Raw genomic sequence first — 22922 nt, forward strand, 5'->3', positions numbered from 1 at the left:
GATTAGCGGCAAAGCTCCTTGATGCGCGCAACGGCGCGTTCGATGTGTTCTTGCGGGGTGGAGGCTCCGGCGGTGATGCCGATGTGGCGCGCGTTGGCAAACCATGCGGCCTCGAGCTCGGAAGCTTCCTCGATGTGATGCGTGTACTCGCAGACGTCAGTGCAGATCTGCGCCAGGCGGCGGGTGTTGCCCGAGTTCTTTCCGCCCACGACGACCATGCAATCACAGCGGTTGGCGAGGGTTGCCGCCGCCTGCTGGCGCTCGCTCGTAGCAGCACAGATGGTGTTGATCACGCGCAGTTCCTGCACACGTGGGGTGATGGAGGCCACAACCTCGGCCAGGTTCTGCGCGGTTTGGGTGGTCTGCACAACCAGGCCCACCTTGCCCTTGAGCGGCAGCGCGTCCGCATCGGCGGCACAGCTCACAACTTGAGCGTCATCACCAGCGTGACCCAAAATGCCCTCGACCTCGGGGTGGCCCGGTTCGCCCACGACGATCACGCGGTAGCCCTCGCGCACCAGGCGCTCGGCCGCCACATGGACCTTCTTGACGTAGGGGCAGGTGGCGTCGACCACGGTGAGGCCGCGCTCGCGAGCGGCGTCAATGACCTGCGGCACCACACCGTGGGCGCGGATGATTACGGTGCCCGACGCGGCATCGTCCAAGGTGTCGGCCAGACCAACGCCTGCCTCGGCGAGCTCGCGCACCACGATGGGGTTATGGATGAGCGGACCAAGCGTGTGGACCTGAGTGCTCTCCCCTGCCTGCGGCGCGGCGGCCAGCGCCATGTCGAGCGCGCGCTGTACGCCGTAGCAGGTGCCGGCGTGGGCGGCGATCTCGATGGTGGGGGCGTCTGCCTTGCCGGGCACAGCCTCGGCAGTGTTAATAACTTCCTCGCCCATGGCTAGAACCTGCCCGGATGCTCGGCGCACAGGTCATCGCGCATGGCGTAGACGCGACTCATGGCCTCGGACTCAAACCATGCCAGGCGCTCCTTGCGCTTGAGCTCGGCCGGAGCGTCGGCTAGCGAGATGGCCTTGCCGGCACGGATCCAGCACTTCTTGGGGCGCATGAGCTTTTTGCCCGCAGGCGTAATATCGGACCAGCCGCAGATGGCGAGCGGGTTGACGGGCGCCTTGCCCATCTGGGCAATGAGCGCAAAGCCGCCGTGGACCTCGGGCTTGATCTCGCGCGAGCGGATGCGCGTGCCCTCGGGGAAGATCAGGACATCCTCGCCGCGCTGCAGTGCGTGCTGGGCGGCACGCAAGCACTTCATGTCAGCGGTGCCACGCTCGACGGGAATGCCGCCTACGCGGCTAAAGGCCCAGCGCACGATCTTGGTTTTGGCGAACTCGGACTTAAAAATGGGGCGAATGCGGCGGCCGCCAAAGAACAGCGCCGTCTCTACAGCCAGGAGCTCGGCCATCGAGGTGTGGTTGCAGATGACCACGCTGCCGCGGCCTTCCTGGCGCTCAAACAGCAAGTCGGCGTCCTCGACCTTCCAGCGCCACATGAGCTTGGAGAAGACCCACAGGATGCCCATGACCACGAAGACAGTGCCGCGGATGAGCGCCGGGAACTCGGCGTACGGGGCGTTGTAGTAATCCTCGGGCGTCTGCTTAAACAGGCGCATGGGCTACCTCCTTTGGTTGATGAGGTCCTCGATAATGCGGACGACCTCATCGATGGTGTGGGCGGTGGAGTCGACGTGCACCGCGTCCTCGGCGGGCACGAGTGGCGCGACCTCGCGGCTGCTGTCGAGCTTGTCGCGCTGCTTGAGGGCGTCGAGGGTCTCGTCGACCTCGGCCTCGAGCAGCTCTGTGCTGAGCGGCTGAGCGTCGTTTTGGTGGCGCTGCAGCACGCGGCGACGGGCGCGCTCACGCGGGTCGGCGGTCAGGAACACCTTGACCTGCGCGTTGGGGAACACGACGGTGCCGATGTCGCGACCTTCGGCCACGATATCGCGGTCTTCGGCTGCGCGGCGCTGATGGATGAGCATGGCGGCGCGCACGCCCGGGTAGGCCGAGACCTTGGAGACGTTGGCGTCCACCTGCGGGGTGCGGATGGCAGCCGAGGCGTCCTGGCCGTCGATGGTCAGGCGCGTGTCCTCGCCGGTGCCGTTGGTAAAGCGGATTTCGATCTGCTCGGCGAGGGCGTCGATGGCCGCCTCGTCGTCCAGGTCGATGCCGCGATCGAGCGCGGCGAAGGTGACGGCGCGATACATGGCGCCCGTGTCGAGCTTGTTAAAGCCCAGCTGGCGGGCGATCTCCTTGGCGATAGTAGACTTGCCGGAACCGGCGGGGCCGTCGATGGCGACGATCATGCAATGCTTCCTTTCGGTGGTTGACGTGCTGGTATGGGACGCAGGCGCTGCGGCTTGGCGGGTTGCCTAGCCCGTGCAACGCTCGCGGTAGGTGTTGCGCTTGGGCGCGGAGCCGTGACTGCCGTGGTGGCGCGTACGGGTCGCGGGGGTTTCCTGGGGCTTGTCACCGCGCTTGGAGGCAGCTTGCTTGGGCGGGATGCCGCCGGCCTTGAGGATCTGCACCTCGCGGTCGGTGAGCTCGCGCCACGAGCCCTTGGCCACGTCCTTGAGCTCCAGGCCGGCAAAGTTGCAGCGGTGCAGGCGAATCACCGGGTGGTGTATCTTGCTCAGCATGCGCTTGACCTGGTTTTTACGGCCCTCGCGAATGATGACCTCCACGGCGGTGGTGCCGGGCTTGACGCCTTGCGGAGCCACGGCCTCGGCCTCGCGCGCGTTAATGACGCGACAGATCGCCGGTTGGCACAGGCCGTCATCGAGCTCGATGCCGCGACGCAGCGGTTCCAAGTCGCGATCGGTCAGGTTGCCGTCCACCAGCGCCTGGTAGGTCTTGTAGACGTGCTTGCTGGGATGCAGCAGGTCCTGCGACAGGTCACCGTCGGTGGTAAAGAGCAGAAGGCCCGTGGTGTCGCGGTCCAAACGACCCACCGGAAAGAGCCCCGGAAAGCGGTCGCGCGGGACCAGGTCGGCCACGCAAGGGCGTTCCTGTGGATCGCTCATGGTGGTGAGGTAGCCGGTCGGCTTGTAGAGCATCAGGTACACGGCACCCTGGTTGAGCTTGACGGGCATACCGTCGACCTCGATGTGGTCGCGGTCGACATCGACCTTGGTGCCCAGCTCGGTCGCGACCTGGCCGTTGACGGTTACGCGGCCAGCGGTCATCAGGTCCTCCGAGCCGCGGCGGCTCGCTACGCCCGCGCGCGCCAAAAAGCGCTGCAGGCGCATAGTGTGCGGGTAGACGGGCTGGGCGTCGCCCGTGGGCGCTGCGTTGTCCATGGCGCTTGCGAAGTGCGTTTCCCCTGCTTCGTTAGTCCTCGTCATGTATATCCTCCGAGGTATCGACGGTGGGCAGAAGCTCCTCGCCATCGGTGTCCTCAACATCGGTATCGATCAGTTCGCGCTCTTCGTCCAGGTCCTCGGCCTGCTCCTCGAGCGTGGACTGAATGCTGCGGCCGCTCAGGCGCTCGCGGATAAACTGGCGCGACTGCTCGTCGGGGGCAAACTGCTCCAGATCGGGCAGGTCCCGGGTGGAGCGCAGGCCGAACTTTTCCAAGAAGGCGTTGGTCGTGCCGTAGATGATGGCCTGACCGCGCTCGGGGTCGCGGCCGAGTTCGCGCACCAGGCCCTTATCCACGAGCGACGCGATGACGCCGTCGGAGTTGACGCCGCGGATGCCCTTAACCACCTCGCGCGTGACGGGCTGGTGGTAGGCGATGACGGCCAGGGTCTCAAGCGCCGCCTGAGACAGCTTTTGCGTGTCCCAGCTCAGCACATAGGCCTCGACCACGTCGTGGTAGGCAGGGTGTGTAAACAGGCGCCAGCCGCCGGCGACCTCGCGCAGCTGAAAGCCGCGGTTGGCCTCTTCGTACTCAACCTTGAGCTCGGCCAAAAGCGACGCGCACTCGCCCGGGGCGATATCCAGCGCAGCTGCCAGCGCGGGTGCGCTCACGGGGTCGCTCGACACCAGCAGCAGCGCCTCGAGGGCGCCTTTGAGGCTGTTTGCCTCCAGCGTGGAAAGGGTTGACATGGTTGCCGCTCCTATTCGGTGAGCTCGGGGCCCTCGCCAGGCACGTATGCCTCGGCGCCCTCGACGCGGTTGATTTGAATGGTTCCAAAGATCTCGTCCTGGCTTAGCGTAAGCGAGCCGCGCTTGGCGAGCTCGAGCATGGCCAGGAAGGTGACGACGAGTTGCTCGGTGGTGGCGTCGCCGTCCAGCAGCTCGCGGAAGGTGCAGGTTTGGTGTGCCATGGTAAAGCGGTCGACCGAGGCCACCGTCAGGTCGAGCGGCACGCGATGTGGCGCCACGTGCTCGGCCTCCAGCAGGAAGGTCTGGCGTTTGCCGTCCAGGTCGGCGCAGATGACGGCGAGGCCGCGCAGGGTAATGCCGGCCAGATAGTCGGGCATAAGGCCTAGGAACTCGGGGTCGGGGCCGGCCACGCGCGGATGCATGCGGCTCTCGGCCTGCATACGCGCGCCAAGGGCTGCCGCCGCGCCCTTAAACTGCTTGTAGGCGATCAGGCGCTGAATCAGGACCTCGCGCAGGGCGTCGCCGTCGAGCGCACTGAGCTCCTCGAGCTCATCGTCATCCTCGTCATCGTCGTCTGTCTTGCGCGGGGCCTCCTGGGGCACCAGCGAGGCGGCCTTGATGTCCAAAAGGGTTGCCGCGACCAGCAAAAAGTCGCTCGCCACGTCCAGGTCCAGCGCCTCGATGCGCTCGGCCTCGGCCAGGTATTGCTCGGCCACCTCGCTGATCGAGATGGCTCCGATATCAACTTTTTGGCGGGTTACCAGCTGCAGCAGCAGGTCGAACGGTCCGCTGTAGACCTGCGTCGACACGCGATATGACATCTTCGACCTCCTTTGACGGCGCCTTCGCGGCGCGGTTTGGGTGCATGTTGCGACCGTTTTGCACGGTCGACCTGTAAGTTTACCTTAGATGCCGGCGATTGCGAAGTTGAGCAGCCGCTCGGCCAGCGGATACACGGTAACGTCGAAATACCGTCCGATCACGTCGATGCCGGTCCACATGGGCAGCAGATACAGCACTAGGATGAGGATGGGCATGGCGTATTGCTGCAGGCGGTAGTAGTTGGTGAGCGCCTTGCCCTTGAGGAACGGCACGATAATCGACGAGCCGTCGAGCGGCGGAATCGGGATGAGGTTAAAGAACGCGAGCGACAGGTTGACCACGATGAACGTGGCGCCGAAGTTCATGATGTGGGAGGCCACGGCAAAGGACATGCTGGCATAGAGGTTGACATACGCTGCGTGCATGAGGGCGGCTGCGAGACACGCGAGCGCGATGTTCGATGCGGGGCCGGCAGCGCTCACCAGGACTTCGTCGCGCTTGGGGTGCTTAAGGTTATTGAGGTATACGGGCACCGGCTTGGCGAAGGCGAACACCGGGCCGCCGGCCGCGAGCATCAGCAGCGGCAGGAGAATGGTGCCAAATGGGTCGATATGGTTGAGCGGGTTGAGCGAGACGCGGCCGCGCGAGCGGGCCGTCTTGTCGCCGAGCGCCCAGGCCGCGGCGGCGTGCGCACTCTCGTGGATCACGATGCCGACGATGACGGCAACGGCGCTCGCGAGCAGGTTCATGAGGTAGCTGCTGGACATGTCACTCCCCTAGCGGACGCGGCGCGAGGCGCGCGTGAGCAGGTGGTCAATCACAAACAGGATCACGGCGACGATGGCGTAATCCAGGCGGAACACGCCGCCAAAGGGCGATGTGATGACGCCGTAGCCGGCGATGGCGCTCGGCAACGCACGCGAAAGCTCGACGACAAAGCCCACGATCTGCAACTTGGCGGTGAGGCCGCTAAAGCACAGCAGCACGGTCATCGCGCTCATAAAGATGCCGCAGATGCGGCACGCGATGGCGATGATGCTCATCGCCACGGCGGTGGCCTTACGAGAGTTCACGCGCGGTCTCCTCTTCGATCTGGGTGGAAAGTTCCAGCCATTCGTCCTCGAGCTTGGGCAGCTCTTGCTTAAGGCCGTTATATTCCCCCAGCGCGGCGTTGAACTTATCCTGATCGGCATAAAGCTCTTCGCTTGCCATCAATTCCATAAGCTCGTCATAGCGGGCACGCTTTTTGTCCAGCTCTGTCTCGATCTTCTTGAGCTGGTTGCGCACGCCCTTGAGCTTTTTGTTGAGCGCGGCGCGGGCCTGGGCCTCGGCGCGCTTTTGCTCCTTGGTCTTTTTGCCCTCGGCAGGCTTAGGCGCCGCGGCGGGGGTGTCGGCCTGGGCGGCGCTGGCTTTGGTGGACTTGGCGGCGGCAGGTGCGCTCTCCCCTGCAGCCTCGGCGGCGGCGCGGGCTGCGAGGTCCTCGCGCTTGTAGAGGTAGTAGTCGTAGTCGCCGTCGTAGACCGTGACCTTGCCGTCGCGGATATCGATCACGCGGTTGGCCACGGCGCGCACCAGGTGCTCGTCATGGCTGATCAGCACGATGGTGCCCGGGAAGTTCTGCAGGGCGTTCTCGAGCATGTCCACCGAGTCGATATCCAGGTGGTTGGTGGGCTCGTCCAGGCACAGGAGCGCCTCGGGCGCCACGAGCATTTTGGCCAGGGCCAAGCGCGCCTTTTCGCCGCCGGAGAGGACACGGACCTGCTTTTCGATTGCGTCGTTGTCGCTAAACAGGAAGGCGCCCAGCAGGCTGCGCTGCTGTGGCACGGTCCACTTGGGCGTGACGGTGTCGATCTCTTGCAGGACGGTGTTGGACTCGGTCATTCCTTCGAGCGCGTGCTGGGCATAGTAGGCAACACCCACGTTGGTGCCCAGATCGCGGGTGCCGGTGGTGGGCGGCTCCAGGCCGGCGAGGATCTTCATGAGGGTGGATTTGCCGGCGCCGTTGGGGCCGACGAGCGCCACGTGCTCACCGCGATAGAGCTTGAGGTCGATATCGCTGTAGATGTGCTTGTTGCCGTAGGACTTGGACACGCCCTTCAGGCCCACGACCATGTCGCCCGAGCGCGGCGGGTCGGGGAACTTAAAGTCGATGTGCTTGTGGCCCTCGGGCAGGATGACGAGCTCCTTTTTGATCTGCTCGATCTTGCGGATGCGCTCCTGCGCCTGGGCGGCCTTGGTGGGCTTGTAGCGGAACTTGTCAACGAAGACCTGCATGTGAGCGATGTCGCGCTCCTGGGCGGCGCGCTTGGCGCGCATCTGCTCTAGGTTGTCCTCGCGCTGCTTGAGGTAGCTGCTGTAGTTGCCGGTGTAGGTGGTCACGCGGCGGTTTTCGAGGGCGGCGACGTGGTCGACGCAGGCGTCCATGAAGGCGCGGTCGTGGCTGACGATGAGGACGGCGCCATCGTAGTTGGCGATAAAGCCGCGCAGCCATTGGACACTTTCGAGGTCCAGGTGGTTGGTGGGCTCGTCCAGAAGCAGCAGGTCGGGGTGGCGCAGGAACAGCTTGGCCAGCGCGATGCGCATCTGCCAGCCACCGGAGAACTCGGAGCACGGACGCTCAAAGTCGGTGACCTTAAAGCCCAGGCCGGACAGGATTTTGCGCGCGTTGCTCTCGAGCTCGTAGCCGCCCAGGTGCTCAAAGCGGTCCTGGACCTGGCCGTACTCGTTGAGGAGCGCGTCGACGTCCTTGCCCTGCTCGGAGAGCTCGGTGATTTGGGCCTGCAGTTCGTTGGCGCGCTCGCCCATGCGGCGGATTTCCTTGGCGGCGGCCATGACCTCGGCGAGGATGGTGGTGTCCTTGTGCTCCAGGTTGGTTTCCTGCTCTAGGTAGCCCACCTGGCAGTCCTTGGCGTACTGGACCTGGCCGGCGTCGGGGCTGTCGATGCCCATGATGATTTTGAGCATGGTGGTTTTGCCGGCTCCGTTGGGGCCCACGAGCGCGAAGCGCTCGCCGGGGTTGATCTGGAAGGACGCGCCGCTAAAGAGGACGCGCGCGCCGAAGCTTTTTTCGATCTTGTCGACCAGGAGGATCATGGTGCCGCCTTTGACCTTGTGTGCCTATATGAAAAAAGGCCCCAACTTGCGTTGGAGCCTCATTCAATGCTCGGGTGGAGACGAGGGGGATCGAACCCCTGACCTCTTGACTGCCAGTCAAGCGCTCTCCCAGCTGAGCTACGCCCCCGTGCGAAGAAGTACTATACGGGAACTCGGACGGCGATGCAAGGGCAATTTTGGAAAATATTTTGCGGGCGGCGGCGAGGGAACGTAGCCCGGCCGCGGATGCAGGCGCGGGAACGGGCCGCGAGGCCCCGCGATGCCCTTTTCGCCCGCGGGGGCGCGCCCCGCGGGCGGCGGCGTTGCCGCAGCCCTCCTCTCCGGCGCCCTTGGGACATCTCGAATCCCGCGGACCGCCGTTTTTCGCTTCCGCAGCGAGGGCCGCCATCCGCCCAACGGCCATCCTGCCGGCGCCGGGCCCGTTATCGGGCCCAACCGCGCCCCCGCACGCCCGGCGATCTCAAAACCATGCCGGTTTACGGGGCCAGGCCGGGAACCCCCGAGCATGGCGCAATCGGTAAAATCAAAACCGCAGGTAGACGACTCGAACATTCCGCGAAATGCAGGGTATGGACGGCCTGTCCGGGTCCAGCCCCGTAATCCGACATAGTTTTGAAATGATACTTGTCAAACAGCACTAACAATTACGTGGATTTGAACCGGAAACGTTTATCAAAGCAATTTGGCAGGCATGTGAAGTGGGAACTTTGACAAAAAGAGGCCGGGCTATTTGCCCGGCCTCTTGATTCTCTGGTGGGCCCTCCGGGATTCGAACCCAGAACCCAGGGATTATGAGTCCCCTGCGCTAACCGTTGCGCCAAGAGCCCTTGTAGCGTGGCGGATGTGATAGAGCCCGTCAGAGCAGGCCAACCATCTTGAACCACGACGTGAAATACTACCATGCACGCGGCACCCGTTCAACGCACGATCTTGTCGACCAGGAGGATCATGGTGCCGCCTTTGACCTTGTGTGCCTATATGAAAAAAGGCCCCAACTTTCGTTGGAGCCTCATTCAATGCTCGGGTGGAGACGAGGGGGATCGAACCCCTGACCTCTTGACTGCCAGTCAAGCGCTCTCCCAGCTGAGCTACGCCCCCGTGCGAAAAAGTACTATACGGGAACTCGGACGGCGATGCAAGGACAATTTCGGAAAAACTTTCGGCGGCGCGGCGCCGGGGCGCCCGTTCGAGTGCGCGAGCCCTCCCGGGGCCGAGGGCCCCGCGGGCGGGCGGCGCTGCCGCCCGCCTCTCAGGCACCCTAACGAGCTCTCGAGACCCGCCCTCCGCTTCCGCGGCGCGGCCCGGCATGCGCCCGGCGGCTGTCCCACCGGCGCCGGCCCCATTATTGGACCCGATCGCGCCTCCGCCCACCCCGCCATTCCAAAACCATGCCGGATTACGGGGCCAGGCCGGGAACCCCCGAGCATGCCGGAATTAGCGGAAACAAAACCGCAGGTAGAAGGCTCGCGCATTCCGTTAAATGCAGGGTATGGACGGCCGGTCTGGGTTCAGCCCCGTAATCCGGCACAGTTATGAAATGGCACTGGTTTACTAGCAGGCAAATGTATTCGTTCAAATGCCTTCCCGCCGGCTAATTTCCGATTTCTAACCAGTTGCACAAAACATTTGCTCGCAGCCGCATCTCGGCGGACTTCATTGCTTCAGTTTTGGCTTTATAGCGAATCCCTAAACGGTCGCAGACACTTCTGACTATAGTGTCTAGTTGTTTTGAATCATTGAGCATATCGTGAGTCACCAGTAACACATCGAATCCCATGCTCTGCAGCGCAGTCATGCGCTTCGCATCGTGATCAAGTATTGCGCCTGAGCCATGAATGACTTCGCCTTGGATTTCGATAATTGCCCCTTTCATAAGAATCGGATTCACAATCACGATATCGCCGTAGCAGACCTTTTGACCCGCAATGCTTTGCGCCGTTATGGAAAGAGGAGTCAAGTCGTTGGCGTAAACATTTGTGAAGCCCGCACCGCCAAGACGCCGCGAACGGCTTAGAAGCAAGATTCCTGCAACCTCGAGCGGAGACGCAGCAATGCCGATAACCTGCTGAGCGGCATCATAGAACTTCTTTCCCCACATTTGACTTTTGACCTTGTTGGCGAATTGATGCAAGTCGCTCAATTCGATGAGCGGCTTTCTCATCCAGAGAGAAGTTCCTTTAAGTTTCATAACATTCTTACCATCCTCTCTCTTGTTCGTTTGCGCTTCGTTTTCCGATGCCTTTACGGTTACACGGGCATAAACGCGTTTCCAAGGAGGCCCGTCTTCGCCTTCATCAAGTTCGAATAGATCTTGCGTACTAGACCGGTGATCCTCTTTTGCCGCCATTTTCAATTGCATTTCGGCAGCGGGAGTCGGCTCGAAAACTGAAAACCAACCGCAAAGTTCGTACATAGCCAGTACAAGTTCTATCTGAGACACAAAGCGTGTCATGGTGAACAACGTGTTGAGCGGATTGGTGACGCTAAAACCTAAATGGGTGTCGATTGTGGTGCCGGCATCCGATGCCCCGCCCCAACGAATGGTGGAGCGCAATCCCGAGTGGTGATTACAACAACCTGGTGAGGCAACAACGATGATCGGCGTCTTAAGAATATCGGTTACGAAGGGTGATTGGGCCAGCGCTCTCCAGCCGTCTTCGGAACTTGGCAGACGCGGGTAGAGGTCGCGTACTTGGGGCGGACAGCGCCAGTAGCGGAATGCGGTGTTTGCGCAGACGATATCGTCCATGTGGCCTCCCCTGGTATCGGCCATAGGCCGTACGGATTGCGGGCAAGGCGATTATCTACGGGGCCGTCATGCGGGTAAGTACCGGAAGCTGACCAAATGCTGACCAATAGCTTGACGAGTTCTGCCGATAATCCCACGTGAAATAGAAATCCGCTGGAAGGAGCTCTGGGCGTGTGGTCCCTGTCTCCACATTTGCGCGCGGATCACATGGGAAATTCAATGAAAATACGCGTGCGTTTTATACAAAACGTGCAATGACGTCAGCAAAAAAGGTTGCGATAAAAAATTACGCCTTAGACGACTTCGATTCGATTTTGGTGTCAGTTTTGGTGTCACCCTTGGTGTTAAAAAGAAAAAGGCCAGAGACTTAATACCTCTGACCTGCGGTTTTGATGGTGGGCGATACAAGATTCGAACTTGTGACCCCATCCGTGTGAAGGATATGCTCTACCCCTGAGCCAATCGCCCGTCGCCTTTCGGCAAAAGAGATACTATCATAGCCGCGCGTGGTTTACCAAGAACTTTTTGCCTCGATTTTAAATTCGTGGGTGCCAGTCAAGCAAAAGCGACAAAAGCAATCGGCAAACCCACAGCTAAACCACCATTTACCGCTTAATCCACGAAGTCTCGGGGCGGCAGATAAGTCGCGCGTTGTTGTAAGCCATGTCGAGCGTGAGGCAGGTGCGCGCGGCGTAAAAGCCGTCCTCGCGCTGGATGGTCAACGCCAGCTCGGGCTTGTCGCCGGTCAGGCACAGCGGAAGGAGCAGCTGAATCCGGCCGCCGTAGAATTGCGGGACGGCGAGCGTGTAGTTGGCTGCGGCGCTGCGGGCGGCCTCGACGACGGCGCCCTCAAAGGCGCGGCGCAGCAGCAGCGAGTTGCCCTCCCCCATCAGGCTGGCAGGGATGCGAGTCAGGTTCTCCTCGTCGCCCAAAATGTGGTCGATGTTAGAACGGATGGGCAGGCGGTAGTCAAAGACCAGCTCGGAAGGGTCCTCGGCAAAGCGCACGCGGCACGGCAGGTACTCAAACGAGACCAGCATGGGGTCGCTTTCCTTAAAGAAAACCTTTAAAAACCAGCGCTGGCGCGCATCGGGCTTGGTGTTGGGCTCAAACAGACCGTAGATGGTCTCGTAGCGGCGCGTGTACAGGCCGGTGTTAAACAGGCAACGGTCGTCGTCGAACACCAGAGGCAGGTTGGACGGCGCAGTCTGGTCCGCGTCGCGCTCGGTCAGGAACACCGCGCGGCTGAACGAAAACGACAAGTAGTTTTTGAGGATACGGTTGCTAGGACCCCAGTCCTCAGGATCGGCGAGGTCGGCCAGGCGGTCGTAACAGGGCTCAGGGCAGAACGTAAAGTCGTAGACATTGCTGCACAAGGTACCAGGGATTTCCATATGGCTTCCAATCAAGATAATGCCAGGCGTGCGGATGCTTTGATTCTATACGCGCGACGGGTCGCCCATGCCCGCAATGCAACCGCGGCGCAGCTCTTCGGCGAGCCCACTGGTCGTACGGTTTCCGGATACGAGGTCCTGGATCCAGGCGTAGTACTGGTTGTCTTTGGGGTCGGGGCTGTCGGATAGCACGACCGGAGTGCCGGCGAACCTTAGGACGGACAACGCAAAGACAAGGCTGGTGCGCTTGTTACCGTCCTCAAAGATGTGGTCCTTGACCATGTGCTCGGCCACGTAGGTGACCTGGTCAAAGATGTCTGCGAAGCGATCTGCCGGCGATTGACCGAATATTGTACAGAATGCACCCGCAAGCACGGACTCGACACGTCCAAGCTCAAGCGCTGCCCGGTTTCCCGTGGCGTCAGTCGTATAGCAGCGCCCGACCGTCAGCAGCGTGCTGTGTAAGCGCATCACGGCCGCGGCCATAGCTTCGAGCGAACCAGCATCATCGAGCACGAGCGGCGCGAACGGATGAGCGCTCCGCTGCATAGCCGCCATCATGAGTTCTCCAAGAGCCTGAGCGCGTTGGGCATGCCCTCAATGGTCAGTCGAATGGCTTCATCGATCGACGTGACGCCGTTGAGCAAAATCGGTGATGTTGAAATTGCCTCGTGCGTTATTGAATGATCTTCTTGAACAGTGCGACCAGCGCCGTCATCTAGCTGAACATAGCTCCAAAGCATGTCTACCTCCTCTATAGCTTTACGGACGGAATAGCCCGCGAGTCGTACTCCAGGGCAACCGGCTGCCAGACGAGGTCTTCGATGGCGCAGCTAAGGGTGTTTGCGAGCGCCAATGCCGAGGAGACCGAGGCGCGGCGTAGGTCGAGCTGGTTCTGCTCGTAGAGTTGTATGGCGCGAAGTTTAACCCCCGATTGGGCGGCGAGCTGTTTTTGCGTTAGGCCGGCCGCCTTTCGTGCCGCTTTGAGGCCCTTTTTGTCTGCCTGGGCGTTGTTCCATTTTTCGATGACAATCTGGGCGAATTTGTCCTCGGAGGCCTCGTGAAGCGGATGGTACGAGCCGATGATCCAATCGAGCGGGGCGACTTCAAGAAGGTCGCTAAAACACAAGCTGCACATCCATTGCGCATAGGCCAAAACCCAGCCCGCCCAATACTGAGGCGAACGGCCGAACGGATAGGTCTCCCTGCATGCGACGGGGCTTAGTCCCGCATGAGCGATAATTTCGCGCGCGAGCTCGTCGCCCGACATGCCGCAGACGACGCGAGGTATACCGTGCTCAAACTGTTTCATCTCAAAAGCGTTCGACAGGATCGCCGTCAACTCGGCTGGATTCAACCCTTGGTCACAGAGAGCAAAATCGACCGCCTCGCCCAGCGTTCTCATGGCATCCTCGAGATACATCTCACTGTAGGCGTGGGTCATCGCCCGTCATCCCCTCTCGAATGATATCGACGATACGAATTCCCTCAAACGGATTTTCGGCATGTAGCTCCCGATACTGCTCCCTTGCCGCTACATCTCGCTCCTTGGCCAATGGACCATACAGAGCTTGTGGCGCACGTTCAAATCCAGCAAAACGAATGCTCTTAAACGCGCGCTCGCTTTTGAGCACAAACTGCTCTCCCAAGTTGCCGAGCCTCATAGATCGACCAAGCTGATCGACGGTAATCGTATTGTTCACAAAAGCTCTGGCATAGCTAAAGTACGAGTCATCCGCGCGCCATCCCCTTATCACGTCGCAAGCGCTCGTGTCAGGTAGAAAATGATCGTGGAGATATTCGCACGCCCCCACGGCAATAGCGGTGTCCTTGCGAAAAGAACGATGCTCTACAAGCAACGCTATCCAATGCAAAACTGAATATTGCGGCGATAGCAGGTCGAGTACCTTGAGATCGGCCATATCGAGTTCATAGCGATTCGCAAAGCCATCGGCATCACGCGAGCATGCCCATTCCCTTGCAAGATCGAGGCTCTCTGTGCAATAGAATCCCTGTCCATAGTCGTTATGGACTTTCCCCAGGCCAAGCTGGGGAGTCTCAATGATTTTCTGAGAACCATGCCACAGTTCCACGCGAGTCTCCTAACAGGTATCGCCCTAGCGATAGTATAGCACACTATCGCTAGGGCGATACTTATATTCAAAGAGCAGGAGGGTGTATGGAACCGAGTTTAAGTTCAATATTGGCTTCTAAGACTCGCCAAATTCGGAAGTATGCGGGAAAACTCAGGCATTATGCCACCGCCGGTCCGGCTTTTTGGCGTTCGGCGAGCTCAAAGATAAATGGGGCGTTTGTCCTGACAAACTCTGTTAAGAAAGTAAGATCGTCGGCAGATAAACCTTCGACGTTGAACCATTTGACCGCAGGAAAGAAACATTCGGCGTGGTCAAAACTAAAGTCGACCGTGCGATCTTCCCTGCCGGAAACCGCAAATGCTTGAATTGCCGTCATACAACCACCTCGTTCGACGTGCAAAGTATCCCACGCCTATTGTAGGGCCCCAGGCCCGGCAGGGTATCTAAGCGGTGCCAATCTGTAAGGGTATGCCTAAGGACATACGGCAGCTACGCTGCCCCTTCCCAGCGCTCATCGGAGTCCCACTCTCCAATGCGGGTTAGGTAGACCCTGTCCCGTTTACGCTGCTTGATAGAGTCGCACCTCATCCTGCTCGATGTTTTTGCGGAAGGCGGGGCGCATGTTGTCGGGTGGGTTGGTGACGAAATTAACCTTTCGACCGAGTTCCTCCTCGAGCTCAAGGGAGAGCTCATATAACGCGCCGAACGTCATGGTGTGGCCGCAAACGAGTCGCAAATCGATATCGCTATCGGGCGTTTGCTCGCCGCGAGCGAACGAACCAAACAGATATGCTTCGCGGACGTCGTAGCGGGGCAGCACGTGACAGACGGCAGAGGATATATCGGTAAGCGTAATCATGGACAGAATTTTACCGTCTGACTGGTGTGGGAGACAATCGCCGCTCGTTGATTGGCCTTTAATGGGCGGCGATTTCGGAAGTGCGGGGAAATCCGAGAACTGCCGAGCATGCCCCGTATTACACCTTCACGACCTGCGGTTTTGTTGGCAGAAAACGGGTTGTGGTCGGCAGATTCCGATTTTCCCCGCACTTTCGAAGTTTGGGCGTTTCAGTAGCGGCGTTCAACACCAAAAGCCCTATTCCCAGCAGGAAAAGCGCCAACAAGGGGCATCAAAGCGATCGATACGAAAGAGGCAAACAGATATGCCTCGCGGACATCGCAGCGGAGCAGTATGCGGGAAACGGCGTAGGCATGTCGACAAGCGAAACCATGCCTTAATTCTACTTACCGATAATACCGGCGCCCTTAAGTACCTTCTCGACTGCAATCCAAAGATCCGTCGCGGGATTGTCCAGGCAGTAGCGATACGTGCAGTGCTCGGCGAAGCGGTGTCCGTCAGCCTCGTTGGCCTCCGCTATCCTCTTGGCACGCGCGACCGCCGCCACGACATCATCAATCGTTAGCTGTCCGAGTGCTCTCTTGAAGTTGCCCTCGTGCTTGTACTCATCGAGGTCCTGATAGCTCTCGCCGAACTCCCTGTTCACGAGCCTCAGGTACCCAGTCCTGTGGTTGAGCGGGGCGCGCATGTCGAGCTTGTGCAGCAGGATCCACAGTTCAAAAGTGAAGTTCGAGTACGCGTTCATGTACTTGACGCCGCGGCCGAGCTTGCCCGCGTCGCGCATTCGCTTAAGCGTGTCCTGAGTCTGCCTTACGTGCAGTTCGCCCTCGTCCTCCAGGTCAAAGACATGCCAGACCTCGGCCTTCCCAACGACGTTTAGGCTCTTCGCACGCTTGAGCGGGTTCTTCTCGACCTTAACGTCGAAGGCAACCTTCCTCGTCGCCCGCGGGTCGGCGTTGACGACATCACGGAGCCACTCGAGGTACCACTTCTCGGTCTCGCCCTCCACGGAGAACCAGTACTTGTCCGCCTGTCTCCTACTGGCCATCGGCGTCATCCCCCATCAGCTCCTCGAACACTGGGGAAAAGTCGATGTCCTCGATGGCGCCGTAGCGGCTTACAAAGTAGCTCTTCATGTAGTCGTCCCCTTTACGCACGCCGGACGGCCCCGAGGTGCCGAAGTCGGATAGCGCATAGCAGGTGCTGCCGCCCGTCTCTCGATCGCGCTCCACGAATTTGATCTCATCACGGCGAAACACATTACCGTTGAGGAACACCGGGTTGTGGGTGTTAAAGACCAGCTGGGCGCCGTGCCTGTTAATGTCGTCATTATGGAACACGCTCACAATGCTCATGAGCGCCATGGGATGGATGGACGCATCGAACTCGTCCACCACCAACGTTCCTCCCGTTGCGATGGCTTGTGCAACCAGCGGGAACAAGTTGACAAAACGCACCGTTCCATAGGACTCGTAGTCCTCGGCGGGCACCGCGCGCACCAGGTTGCCCTCGGCGTCGGCAAAGATCGAGCTAAGCCTGGGCGTGCTCTCGCCCTCAGGCACCACAAAGCCCAGCGCATTGGAGCTGACGCCGAACTCTTTGGCGGCGGCGTCAATCGTCTCGTTGATGTAGACGGCCTTGTCCGGGAGCCCCGCCCCCTGCACCGTCTTTAGTCTGTCGGCACGGTACACGACAGTGAGCCCACGGTCGAACCACCCAGTGACGCGCGCGCTGAGCCTGGGGCTGACGATCTGCTTGAAACCGTTGGTCAGGAACAGCTCGTCTCGGCTGAAGCCGGATATGAAATTTATCGCAGCTGCTTTGTTCTCGCGAAACGCATCGGAAAGCTGCTCGGCAAGTGTTCCAGAGCCCAAGTCGCCGAGGCTGACGGTCTCCAAGCGCCGATCGAAAACGACCTTCTCGTTCACCAACAGCGACTCACGCACAATCGCCCTGTCATACGACAAGTCCATGAAGGCACCCAGGTCTACCTTCAGGTCATACTCGAACAGGTCCCCTCCCTCGAAAAAGCGGATTCCGAAGGACACGGGCTTGGGGTCGGCGAGGCCACTGTTGGGGATGAACGACAGGTCGAACGCCGCGCGGTCGGGCGACGTCATGGTCTCGGCATCGCGAACGTTGCCGCGAAGCACGATGTGCTTCAACGTGTCCAGAGCTCCGATTATCGCCGTTTTACCCGCTGCGTTGGGGCCGTAGACGACTGCGGACGAGAGACCCTTATAGGTCTTCCTGCCGACCTTTTGTACGTGGAGGCTGTAGTCCAACCCCTTCTGCTTAGGGGCCGCCTCCATTGAGAAAGTGGCCCTATCCGCGAACGACTTGTAGTTCTCTATACTGAAATCAAGAAGCATGGAAACTCCGTTTTGTAGATTTATTACATTTACCTCTAAATATTATAGAACCTAAGCAAACAATTGGTAATCATTTTGCGAGCTATAAGCAGAATGAAATTAGCTTCCTTACTTAACATGTGGCATTGCTCGCAATAGCAGTCCACGCTCGTTTTTGAGCCTCCAATGGGACATAATTCCGGAAGTGCGCGGAAAATCCGAGAACTGCCGAGCATGCCCAGTTTTGCACCTTCGCGACATGCGGTTTTGATGGCAGAAACGGTTTGTGGTCGACGAGTCTCGATTTTCCCCGCACTTCCGAAAAATGAATGTCTCAGCAGAGACGTGCGGTGACGAGGAATACCGTTCCCAACAGGAAAAGAAGCGAGGAAAGCACAATCCAGTTGTTGTCGGCAGTCTTGGGGAGCATGGGCAGGCTCGCGATTGCGGCCGTGGCCTTAGGCACCGAAGGCGCTGACGCCGCGGTCTTGACCGTTGTCATGGTCGTCGTTGTTGTCTTGGTCGCAATAGCCGCGGGCTTTACCGCGGGACCTGCTGCTGGCGTGGCCCCGGGCTGCTCGACAGTAGGATCAGCGCCGGTACCAGACTCACGGATACCATCACCCGGCACATCGCGCGAATCGGTCTCCCCCGCCGGGGCTGTGGCGCCCGTGGGCTCGATCGCCACATGTGTCGCCGTTACCCCGTCGGCATCCACCACGCCGCCCGCGCCAAAGGCCCCGCCCGCAGGCGCCACAAAGCGCGCGGATGCAAGCGACCCGCCCAGGCAGGCGACGCCGCCGTTGGTGCCCGATGCATCCAGCCAGGACGCATCGACGGTAAGCTGCCCGGCCGCGCCACCGCCAGCAGCCCCGCCCAGCAAACACACACCGTAGGCGCGCACGCCCGCCCCGGAGCCCGCGCCCGCGGCGACAACGCGCCCACCGCCGCGAACGGCAAGACCGTCCGCGATCACGCCGGCCGCCCGCGCATCCGCGATGCCGGCGCCATCGGCCCGCGCGTCAACCTTACAGCCTTCCACCGCGAGCGTCCCCGACACGTAGATCCCGCACTGCGAGCCCGTGGCCACCAGCGACCCGGTGCCGCGGAGCGTCAGATCGCCCCACACCTCCATGCCGCAACGCGAGATGTCCACGTCGGGCGCGCTCGTCTCGACAACAGTGTTCTGCCCGGTCAGCGTTACCACCAGGTCGCTGTCGGCGCCGATGGCCTCGCCCGTGTAGCCGTTAAGCTCCAGATGGCCGGCATCGGTCCAGACCCACCCGGGGCCCGACACGCCCGGCTCGTAGTACGTGGCGCCCGCAATGAACAGGCTGTCCGCGCCCGCGGCATAAGAAGGCCCGCCCAGCAAAACGCATAGGCAGGCCATGACAGTAAACAGGATGTAGTGACGGCTAGTGTGGAACGCGGCAGCAAACATAACCGCTCCGATCTTCGCAAGAGCCAATGGAAACTGCATCAGGAAATTGCCTGCTGGCAGCAGTTATTAGTGTAGCTAGATCAATCAATGGACAAAGAAGAATACCCTTGATCGATCCCTGAAATTAGGTGTAAATCGTTTTGCCAGTCGGTGAAAGGAGGGATTGAATGGCGTCGACGCAAAGTTGGTTTAGTCTACTCGATTTTGAGTAAGTGAAGACTTGTTTATGTTCGCTTCGTTGCCTTGTTGATCTTTCTGTAAATCTTCGAAACGTGCTTATCGATAGGGTCATTCGGAAATGCTTTCTGAGCCCTACAAACATAGGAATGATAATTCCCATAGCGTTTACGGTCGGATGCGAGATGTTTTCCAACCGGAATGCTCCCCTTAGGGGAATAGTTTTCATATAGAGCCGTTACCCTCATTTTGCTGGGATGCTTGTCTGGATTATCAGCCAGTCTGCCGATGGAGTAGGCGGACCTATAAAACCTGTTGAAAAACCTTCCGCTTGTTGATTGGCGAATGCGGACGTAGGAGCCATCAAAATCAAAGCCAAGGAAAGAAATCAGCTGTTTAGGATGTGCCTCAGGATCCATTACTTCTATTTCGCCGGATGCAAATGCTTCAAAAGAGAGTTGTTCGACCCTTCCATTCTTAACACGATGTATTTTCGTCTTTTCGGGCTGAAGTTCTACATCGGGGACTTGTTGCGCCAGCCGCAAGATTGAACAAGCCATATCAAGTCGTTTGGCCGGAACAACGATAATAAAATCGTCGCAATAGCGAATGTACTTACCTCCAGCCGCAGATACATGCTCGTTTATTGCAGTATCAGTTTCGAACATATACATGTTTGCAAGAACACCGCTTGTAGCCAAGCCTTGAGGAATGCCCCTAGGCGTGCCCGCTTCATTTTTCCATGGAAGCACTACTGAGGAGCTCTTTAAAGCTTTAAATAAATCGGACGAAAGCACACGGGGCAGCTTATTGAGTTCCCTGGTAGCTTTCAGCCGTATCTTCTTCGCTTCACTACCGTAAGTAGCTGGATCATCAGAGTTCAGTTCAATCCAGGGCAGTCCGTTTATGTATGCGAGGTCAGAGATTGGCCAGCATGAATAGTGCAGTATATTTCGCAAAACACGATAATGATCCTTGGGAAGTGACCCGCCGTCAAAGAACCCTCTTACTGCGCATTGCAAATAGCTGTGGTTAAGATTGTCAAAGAAATGAGTGAAGTCTCCAGTGATTACCAATGCGTCATCAAGACTTCTAATCATGTCTATGGCATCAGCCGCAGCGGATATATTCGTATGGCGAAGACCGTTACGGTACGCAACAGCCACGTCATTAATACCGACAAAATCGGCGCGAGCATTGTAGAGCCGGCCCCAGAGTAAAGCATAATATTGATAAATTCGATGGTCTAAATGAGCGGCGTAGGCAATATCTCTCGTCTTGAGAGTCTTTACTCCATACCGGTATCTCACGTGGCACAAGGTATTTGAAATCAAAGGGAAAAAACCATGATGTTCAACAAAACAAGGATTTAGGACCTTTTCCTCTACATCCCTAAAAGAAACGCGATAATCGAAATGAGAGTAGGATTTCTTGCTTGAATACCCCGGAATAGATTTCAGATCGATGGTTTCCAAAATGACCGCCGCCTAAATCAACCTGCTCGGAATAAAGGGGGCGGCTCACCCAGACCGAGCAGGCTAACGTAAGGTGAAGCTAGTTCAACCAACGCAGACGCGGCCGCCAAACTCAATGCTTGCCTATGGCATACTGGAAGATGACAAGGAGACGACCTCTATGGTAGTCAGTGCCCTCGTGCAGCTATGCGCAGGCAACGTCGATATCAACTGTTCGAACAATGTAATTGCGTTGTTTGGACTGTTGATCTCGATAACGCACCTTTACGCCTATTTGCGTAAAGCATTTTTTGTATACCCCGAATTGGTCATTTAAATCATTGGGTGAATAATATCTTTGCTTCTCGCCCGGCTACATTTCGACATCGGAATCTGTTGATATGCTTTGCGTGCTTTCGTTCAGCACTTCTATTGCCTCCCCGATGTCTTTCTGAATCCATTTGGTTCTTAATTTTCCCATTCGTGATTTCGATCCGGTTTCGTCCAACTTTGCGTCAATGTTTCTCAACCATTCGACGGCTTCTTTCACACTTTGGTCATCAGGGTAATTCTTCATGCATGAGTGGAAAAATGATTGCAATGACAGTTGAGAATCAGCGGCTCCCTCGTAGATTGTTTTGACAACACACTCAGCAGGTACATCCAATATTTTTCTTGGGCATTGGGACTTTATGATCTCTTCAAAAAATGCAGAGAGCGCTACACCCGTATTCTGGTCGATTTTGGATAGCCAGAACCTGTTGCGAATTAAATCCTGATTCTCTTCTTTATTTTCAATGCTAGTAGCTAAAGCATCTAATATCTGGCCAACGTCTTTGCCATAAAAGCCATTGAACATCGGTATATCCTGCCTCAGCGCATTTGCGTTGCACTGAGGGTCGCAACTGGCGGCGAGCTCCAGCGAAACATAAAGCTTATCTAGATTGGAATCGTCCCAGAATCCAAGATTGATCAGGTCAAGTGAAATCTTAATAATCTCAGGAAACCATCTATGTGAATACTGTCCGTCGGACAATAGGTCTTCAAGCCGATTCGCCAATAATTCAACCTGATGGTCTTCCATCGCGCGCAGACTATGCCACTGATCTGTTAGGCTCTGTGCCTCGATGTCCGCAGCCGAATCTGGATTTTTGGCCAGTACATACTCCGTGAATGAGCTCATGACTGCGCTAGAGCTCGTATCCCTTCCTTCTGTTAAGGGGGCAAGGGCTTCAGATATAAGTAGATAGTTTTCGTATTCTATGACCTGAGAATAGTCAATCATATTCACAGCCTTGTTTGAGGTATTAGGTTTCGTGGGTGTTTTTCCTGCTGATGCCAGGACAGCATAACCGACAAAATCAGAGAATGCTTTGGCCCTTCCGCGTGAATCGATATTTTTATCGACAAGAACCGATGTGCCTAATGCGTAATTAATAGACGGAAGCGATCTGGATAAGGCCCTTGCATTGATTAGAAAACGCTTAAGGCCATCGATAATCGACTTATCGATATTAAAGTCAGCCTGTTTTGGGATATTCAATTGGGGTTCAGCAACGATCCTGTAAAGCTCCTGAAGATCTGGTTCAAACATGATCTGACTCATGACCGCTTTTTCGACTGAGCTGTCGTCCTCAAATGACAGCGGACAATTTCTGACAAGCATCACATGCCAACCATGGTTTTCGACCATATTGTTAACGAACCCAAAAAATGCTCGATCATCTTGAGCGAAGCCGCTCCGTTCACAATCATCAAAAATGACAAGGACTTTCTTCATGTCGAGAAAAGGCAGTAGTAAATCGGGTTTTAGGGATAGCTGAATTCCAAGATCGCCGATCTTATTTCTCATAAATGTGGAGCCGGCCTTAAGGACGTTTTTAATTAAAGCGCTTATCGCGGCGCCTGCACTGCCCGCAGCTTTATCAGATAAAGGGAGCCGAGAAGCGATCACCCTATTGATGGCCTCGTCATAATTGTTAACGCCAAATAGCGACACGCGGCATGTCTTTACATCAATTTCTTTAAGTGCGTCTTTAAGATCGTGCTCGCAGTAATAAGTCTTGCCTGAACCCCATTCGCCATGCAGGACTAACGCCTGAAGACAAATGGAGTCACATTGCATGTAGCTCATAATCGCTTCGGTTACTTCTTGGGCTTGCATCTCAGTATTCTCCAATCGTTAATTCTTCGTTTTGCAGTGCAAAATCAGAACTGAGAAATATAATTAGCAGTAATTGCCCCGCTTTCTGGCAAGCAATGCTGAACTCTCACATGCGGTAACCGTTATTGTAATTGGCGAGAAATACGAAGAGCGGGGTGTATCGGCGTTAGCCGAAACACCCCGCTCTCAACGCAGTTAAACTAATGGAAGATTGTAGCTATCTCGACCCAGGAA

General features: G+C 57.9%; 22 protein-coding genes and 4 tRNA genes. All 26 read right to left on the minus strand.

The window, feature by feature from the left end:
• Positions 1-2: 2 nt before the first annotated feature.
• The 26 genes from AAA138_RS08145 to AAA138_RS08270 all read right to left on the minus strand — a co-directional run bounded on the left by AAA138_RS08145 (position 3) and on the right by AAA138_RS08270 (position 22703).
• Positions 3-902, minus strand: a complete 900-nt coding sequence (locus AAA138_RS08145) for a 4-hydroxy-3-methylbut-2-enyl diphosphate reductase (RefSeq protein WP_349090381.1) — start codon at positions 900-902, stop codon at positions 3-5.
• Between the two features lie 2 nt (positions 903-904).
• Positions 905-1633: a lysophospholipid acyltransferase family protein gene (locus tag AAA138_RS08150; protein ID WP_349090382.1), complete on the minus strand. Its 729-nt coding sequence runs from the start codon at positions 1631-1633 to the stop codon at positions 905-907.
• A 3-nt stretch (positions 1634-1636) separates the two neighbouring features.
• Positions 1637-2323 (minus strand): (d)CMP kinase, encoded by a 687-nt coding sequence (gene cmk / locus AAA138_RS08155; RefSeq protein WP_349090383.1) that lies wholly within the window; start codon positions 2321-2323, stop codon positions 1637-1639.
• Between the two features lie 66 nt (positions 2324-2389).
• The gene (locus tag AAA138_RS08160) at positions 2390-3316 is read right to left on the minus strand and encodes a pseudouridine synthase (RefSeq protein WP_349090417.1); all 927 of its coding nucleotides are present in this window, start codon (positions 3314-3316) and stop codon (positions 2390-2392) included.
• A 31-nt stretch (positions 3317-3347) separates the two neighbouring features.
• Complete coding sequence (gene scpB / locus AAA138_RS08165) at positions 3348-4067, minus strand: SMC-Scp complex subunit ScpB (protein ID WP_349090384.1); 720 nt, start codon at positions 4065-4067, stop codon at positions 3348-3350.
• Between the two features lie 11 nt (positions 4068-4078).
• Positions 4079-4888: a segregation/condensation protein A gene (locus AAA138_RS08170; protein WP_349090385.1), complete on the minus strand. Its 810-nt coding sequence runs from the start codon at positions 4886-4888 to the stop codon at positions 4079-4081.
• Positions 4889-4972: 84 nt separating this feature from the next.
• Positions 4973-5656: a site-2 protease family protein gene (locus tag AAA138_RS08175; RefSeq protein ID WP_349090386.1), complete on the minus strand. Its 684-nt coding sequence runs from the start codon at positions 5654-5656 to the stop codon at positions 4973-4975.
• Between the two features lie 9 nt (positions 5657-5665).
• Positions 5666-5962: a hypothetical protein gene (locus tag AAA138_RS08180; RefSeq protein WP_349090387.1), complete on the minus strand. Its 297-nt coding sequence runs from the start codon at positions 5960-5962 to the stop codon at positions 5666-5668.
• Complete coding sequence (locus AAA138_RS08185) at positions 5949-7982, minus strand: ABC-F family ATP-binding cassette domain-containing protein (protein ID WP_349090388.1); 2034 nt, start codon at positions 7980-7982, stop codon at positions 5949-5951. Before AAA138_RS08185 ends, AAA138_RS08180 begins: the two co-directional genes overlap by 14 nt.
• A 75-nt stretch (positions 7983-8057) precedes the next feature.
• Positions 8058-8130 (minus strand) — tRNA-Ala (locus AAA138_RS08190).
• A 624-nt stretch (positions 8131-8754) separates the two neighbouring features.
• Positions 8755-8830: transfer RNA gene (locus AAA138_RS08195), tRNA-Ile, on the minus strand.
• 198 nt (positions 8831-9028) lie between these two features.
• Positions 9029-9101, minus strand: a tRNA-Ala gene (locus AAA138_RS08200).
• A gap of 493 nt (positions 9102-9594) precedes the next feature.
• Positions 9595-10752, minus strand: coding sequence for a hypothetical protein (locus AAA138_RS08205; RefSeq protein ID WP_349090390.1), 1158 nt, complete (start codon positions 10750-10752; stop codon positions 9595-9597).
• 393 nt (positions 10753-11145) lie between these two features.
• Positions 11146-11220, minus strand: a tRNA-Val gene (locus AAA138_RS08210).
• Positions 11221-11357: 137 nt separating this feature from the next.
• Positions 11358-12146: a DUF3825 domain-containing protein gene (locus AAA138_RS08215; protein WP_349090391.1), complete on the minus strand. Its 789-nt coding sequence runs from the start codon at positions 12144-12146 to the stop codon at positions 11358-11360.
• A 45-nt stretch (positions 12147-12191) separates the two neighbouring features.
• A complete protein-coding gene (locus AAA138_RS08220) occupies positions 12192-12707 on the minus strand; it encodes a Fic family protein (RefSeq protein WP_349090392.1) in 516 nt (171 codons plus the stop codon).
• Positions 12704-12889 carry a hypothetical protein gene (locus AAA138_RS08225; RefSeq protein ID WP_349090393.1) on the minus strand — a complete coding sequence of 62 codons (186 nt, stop codon included), beginning with the start codon at positions 12887-12889 and terminating at the stop codon, positions 12704-12706. Before AAA138_RS08225 ends, AAA138_RS08220 begins: the two co-directional genes overlap by 4 nt.
• 11 nt (positions 12890-12900) lie before the next feature.
• Entirely contained in the window at positions 12901-13590 is a 690-nt protein-coding gene (locus AAA138_RS08230; RefSeq protein ID WP_349090394.1) for a helix-turn-helix transcriptional regulator, read from the minus strand.
• On the minus strand, positions 13571-14239 hold the full coding sequence (locus AAA138_RS08235) for a DUF3990 domain-containing protein (protein ID WP_349090395.1): 669 nt from the start codon (positions 14237-14239) through the stop codon (positions 13571-13573). The genes AAA138_RS08230 and AAA138_RS08235 overlap by 20 nt, the downstream gene beginning before the upstream one ends.
• Before the next feature lie 160 nt (positions 14240-14399).
• Positions 14400-14618 carry a hypothetical protein gene (locus AAA138_RS08240; RefSeq protein ID WP_349090396.1) on the minus strand — a complete coding sequence of 73 codons (219 nt, stop codon included), beginning with the start codon at positions 14616-14618 and terminating at the stop codon, positions 14400-14402.
• A gap of 183 nt (positions 14619-14801) precedes the next feature.
• The gene (locus AAA138_RS08245; protein ID WP_349090398.1) at positions 14802-15101 is read right to left on the minus strand and encodes a nucleotidyltransferase domain-containing protein; all 300 of its coding nucleotides are present in this window, start codon (positions 15099-15101) and stop codon (positions 14802-14804) included.
• Between the two features lie 382 nt (positions 15102-15483).
• A complete protein-coding gene (locus AAA138_RS08250) occupies positions 15484-16149 on the minus strand; it encodes an RloB family protein (protein WP_349090399.1) in 666 nt (221 codons plus the stop codon).
• Complete coding sequence (locus AAA138_RS08255; RefSeq protein ID WP_349090400.1) at positions 16139-17386, minus strand: ATP-binding protein; 1248 nt, start codon at positions 17384-17386, stop codon at positions 16139-16141. The genes AAA138_RS08250 and AAA138_RS08255 overlap by 11 nt, the downstream gene beginning before the upstream one ends.
• 400 nt (positions 17387-17786) lie before the next feature.
• The gene (locus tag AAA138_RS08260) at positions 17787-18893 is read right to left on the minus strand and encodes a hypothetical protein (RefSeq protein WP_349090401.1); all 1107 of its coding nucleotides are present in this window, start codon (positions 18891-18893) and stop codon (positions 17787-17789) included.
• Between the two features lie 224 nt (positions 18894-19117).
• Positions 19118-20545: a reverse transcriptase domain-containing protein gene (locus AAA138_RS08265; protein ID WP_349090402.1), complete on the minus strand. Its 1428-nt coding sequence runs from the start codon at positions 20543-20545 to the stop codon at positions 19118-19120.
• Between the two features lie 352 nt (positions 20546-20897).
• On the minus strand, positions 20898-22703 hold the full coding sequence (locus tag AAA138_RS08270) for a hypothetical protein (protein ID WP_349090403.1): 1806 nt from the start codon (positions 22701-22703) through the stop codon (positions 20898-20900).
• Between the last annotated feature and the right edge of the window lie 219 nt (positions 22704-22922).

This window comes from Collinsella sp. CLA-JM-H32B, assembly GCF_040098065.1.
In the GTDB taxonomy this organism is placed as follows: domain Bacteria; phylum Actinomycetota; class Coriobacteriia; order Coriobacteriales; family Coriobacteriaceae; genus Collinsella.

Excerpts from the sequence above, each read along its gene's own strand:
- scpB (WP_349090384.1), bottom strand. The coding sequence starts at position 4,067 with ATGTCAACCCTTTCCACGCTGGAGGCAAACAGCCTCAAAGGCGCCCTC.
- AAA138_RS08220 (WP_349090392.1), bottom strand. The coding sequence starts at position 12,707 with ATGATGGCGGCTATGCAGCGGAGCGCTCATCCGTTCGCGCCGCTCGTG.
- AAA138_RS08230 (WP_349090394.1), bottom strand. The coding sequence starts at position 13,590 with ATGACCCACGCCTACAGTGAGATGTATCTCGAGGATGCCATGAGAACG.
- AAA138_RS08170 (WP_349090385.1), bottom strand. The coding sequence starts at position 4,888 with ATGTCATATCGCGTGTCGACGCAGGTCTACAGCGGACCGTTCGACCTG.
- AAA138_RS08225 (WP_349090393.1), bottom strand. The coding sequence starts at position 12,889 with ATGCTTTGGAGCTATGTTCAGCTAGATGACGGCGCTGGTCGCACTGTT.
- AAA138_RS08260 (WP_349090401.1), bottom strand. The coding sequence starts at position 18,893 with ATGTTTGCTGCCGCGTTCCACACTAGCCGTCACTACATCCTGTTTACT.
- AAA138_RS08160 (WP_349090417.1), bottom strand. The coding sequence starts at position 3,316 with ATGGACAACGCAGCGCCCACGGGCGACGCCCAGCCCGTCTACCCGCAC.
- AAA138_RS08215 (WP_349090391.1), bottom strand. The coding sequence starts at position 12,146 with ATGGAAATCCCTGGTACCTTGTGCAGCAATGTCTACGACTTTACGTTC.
- AAA138_RS08205 (WP_349090390.1), bottom strand. The coding sequence starts at position 10,752 with ATGGACGATATCGTCTGCGCAAACACCGCATTCCGCTACTGGCGCTGT.
- AAA138_RS08175 (WP_349090386.1), bottom strand. The coding sequence starts at position 5,656 with ATGTCCAGCAGCTACCTCATGAACCTGCTCGCGAGCGCCGTTGCCGTC.
- AAA138_RS08185 (WP_349090388.1), bottom strand. The coding sequence starts at position 7,982 with ATGATCCTCCTGGTCGACAAGATCGAAAAAAGCTTCGGCGCGCGCGTC.
- AAA138_RS08245 (WP_349090398.1), bottom strand. The coding sequence starts at position 15,101 with ATGATTACGCTTACCGATATATCCTCTGCCGTCTGTCACGTGCTGCCC.
- AAA138_RS08145 (WP_349090381.1), bottom strand. The coding sequence starts at position 902 with ATGGGCGAGGAAGTTATTAACACTGCCGAGGCTGTGCCCGGCAAGGCA.
- AAA138_RS08150 (WP_349090382.1), bottom strand. The coding sequence starts at position 1,633 with ATGCGCCTGTTTAAGCAGACGCCCGAGGATTACTACAACGCCCCGTAC.
- cmk (WP_349090383.1), bottom strand. The coding sequence starts at position 2,323 with ATGATCGTCGCCATCGACGGCCCCGCCGGTTCCGGCAAGTCTACTATC.
- AAA138_RS08240 (WP_349090396.1), bottom strand. The coding sequence starts at position 14,618 with ATGACGGCAATTCAAGCATTTGCGGTTTCCGGCAGGGAAGATCGCACG.
- AAA138_RS08250 (WP_349090399.1), bottom strand. The coding sequence starts at position 16,149 with ATGGCCAGTAGGAGACAGGCGGACAAGTACTGGTTCTCCGTGGAGGGC.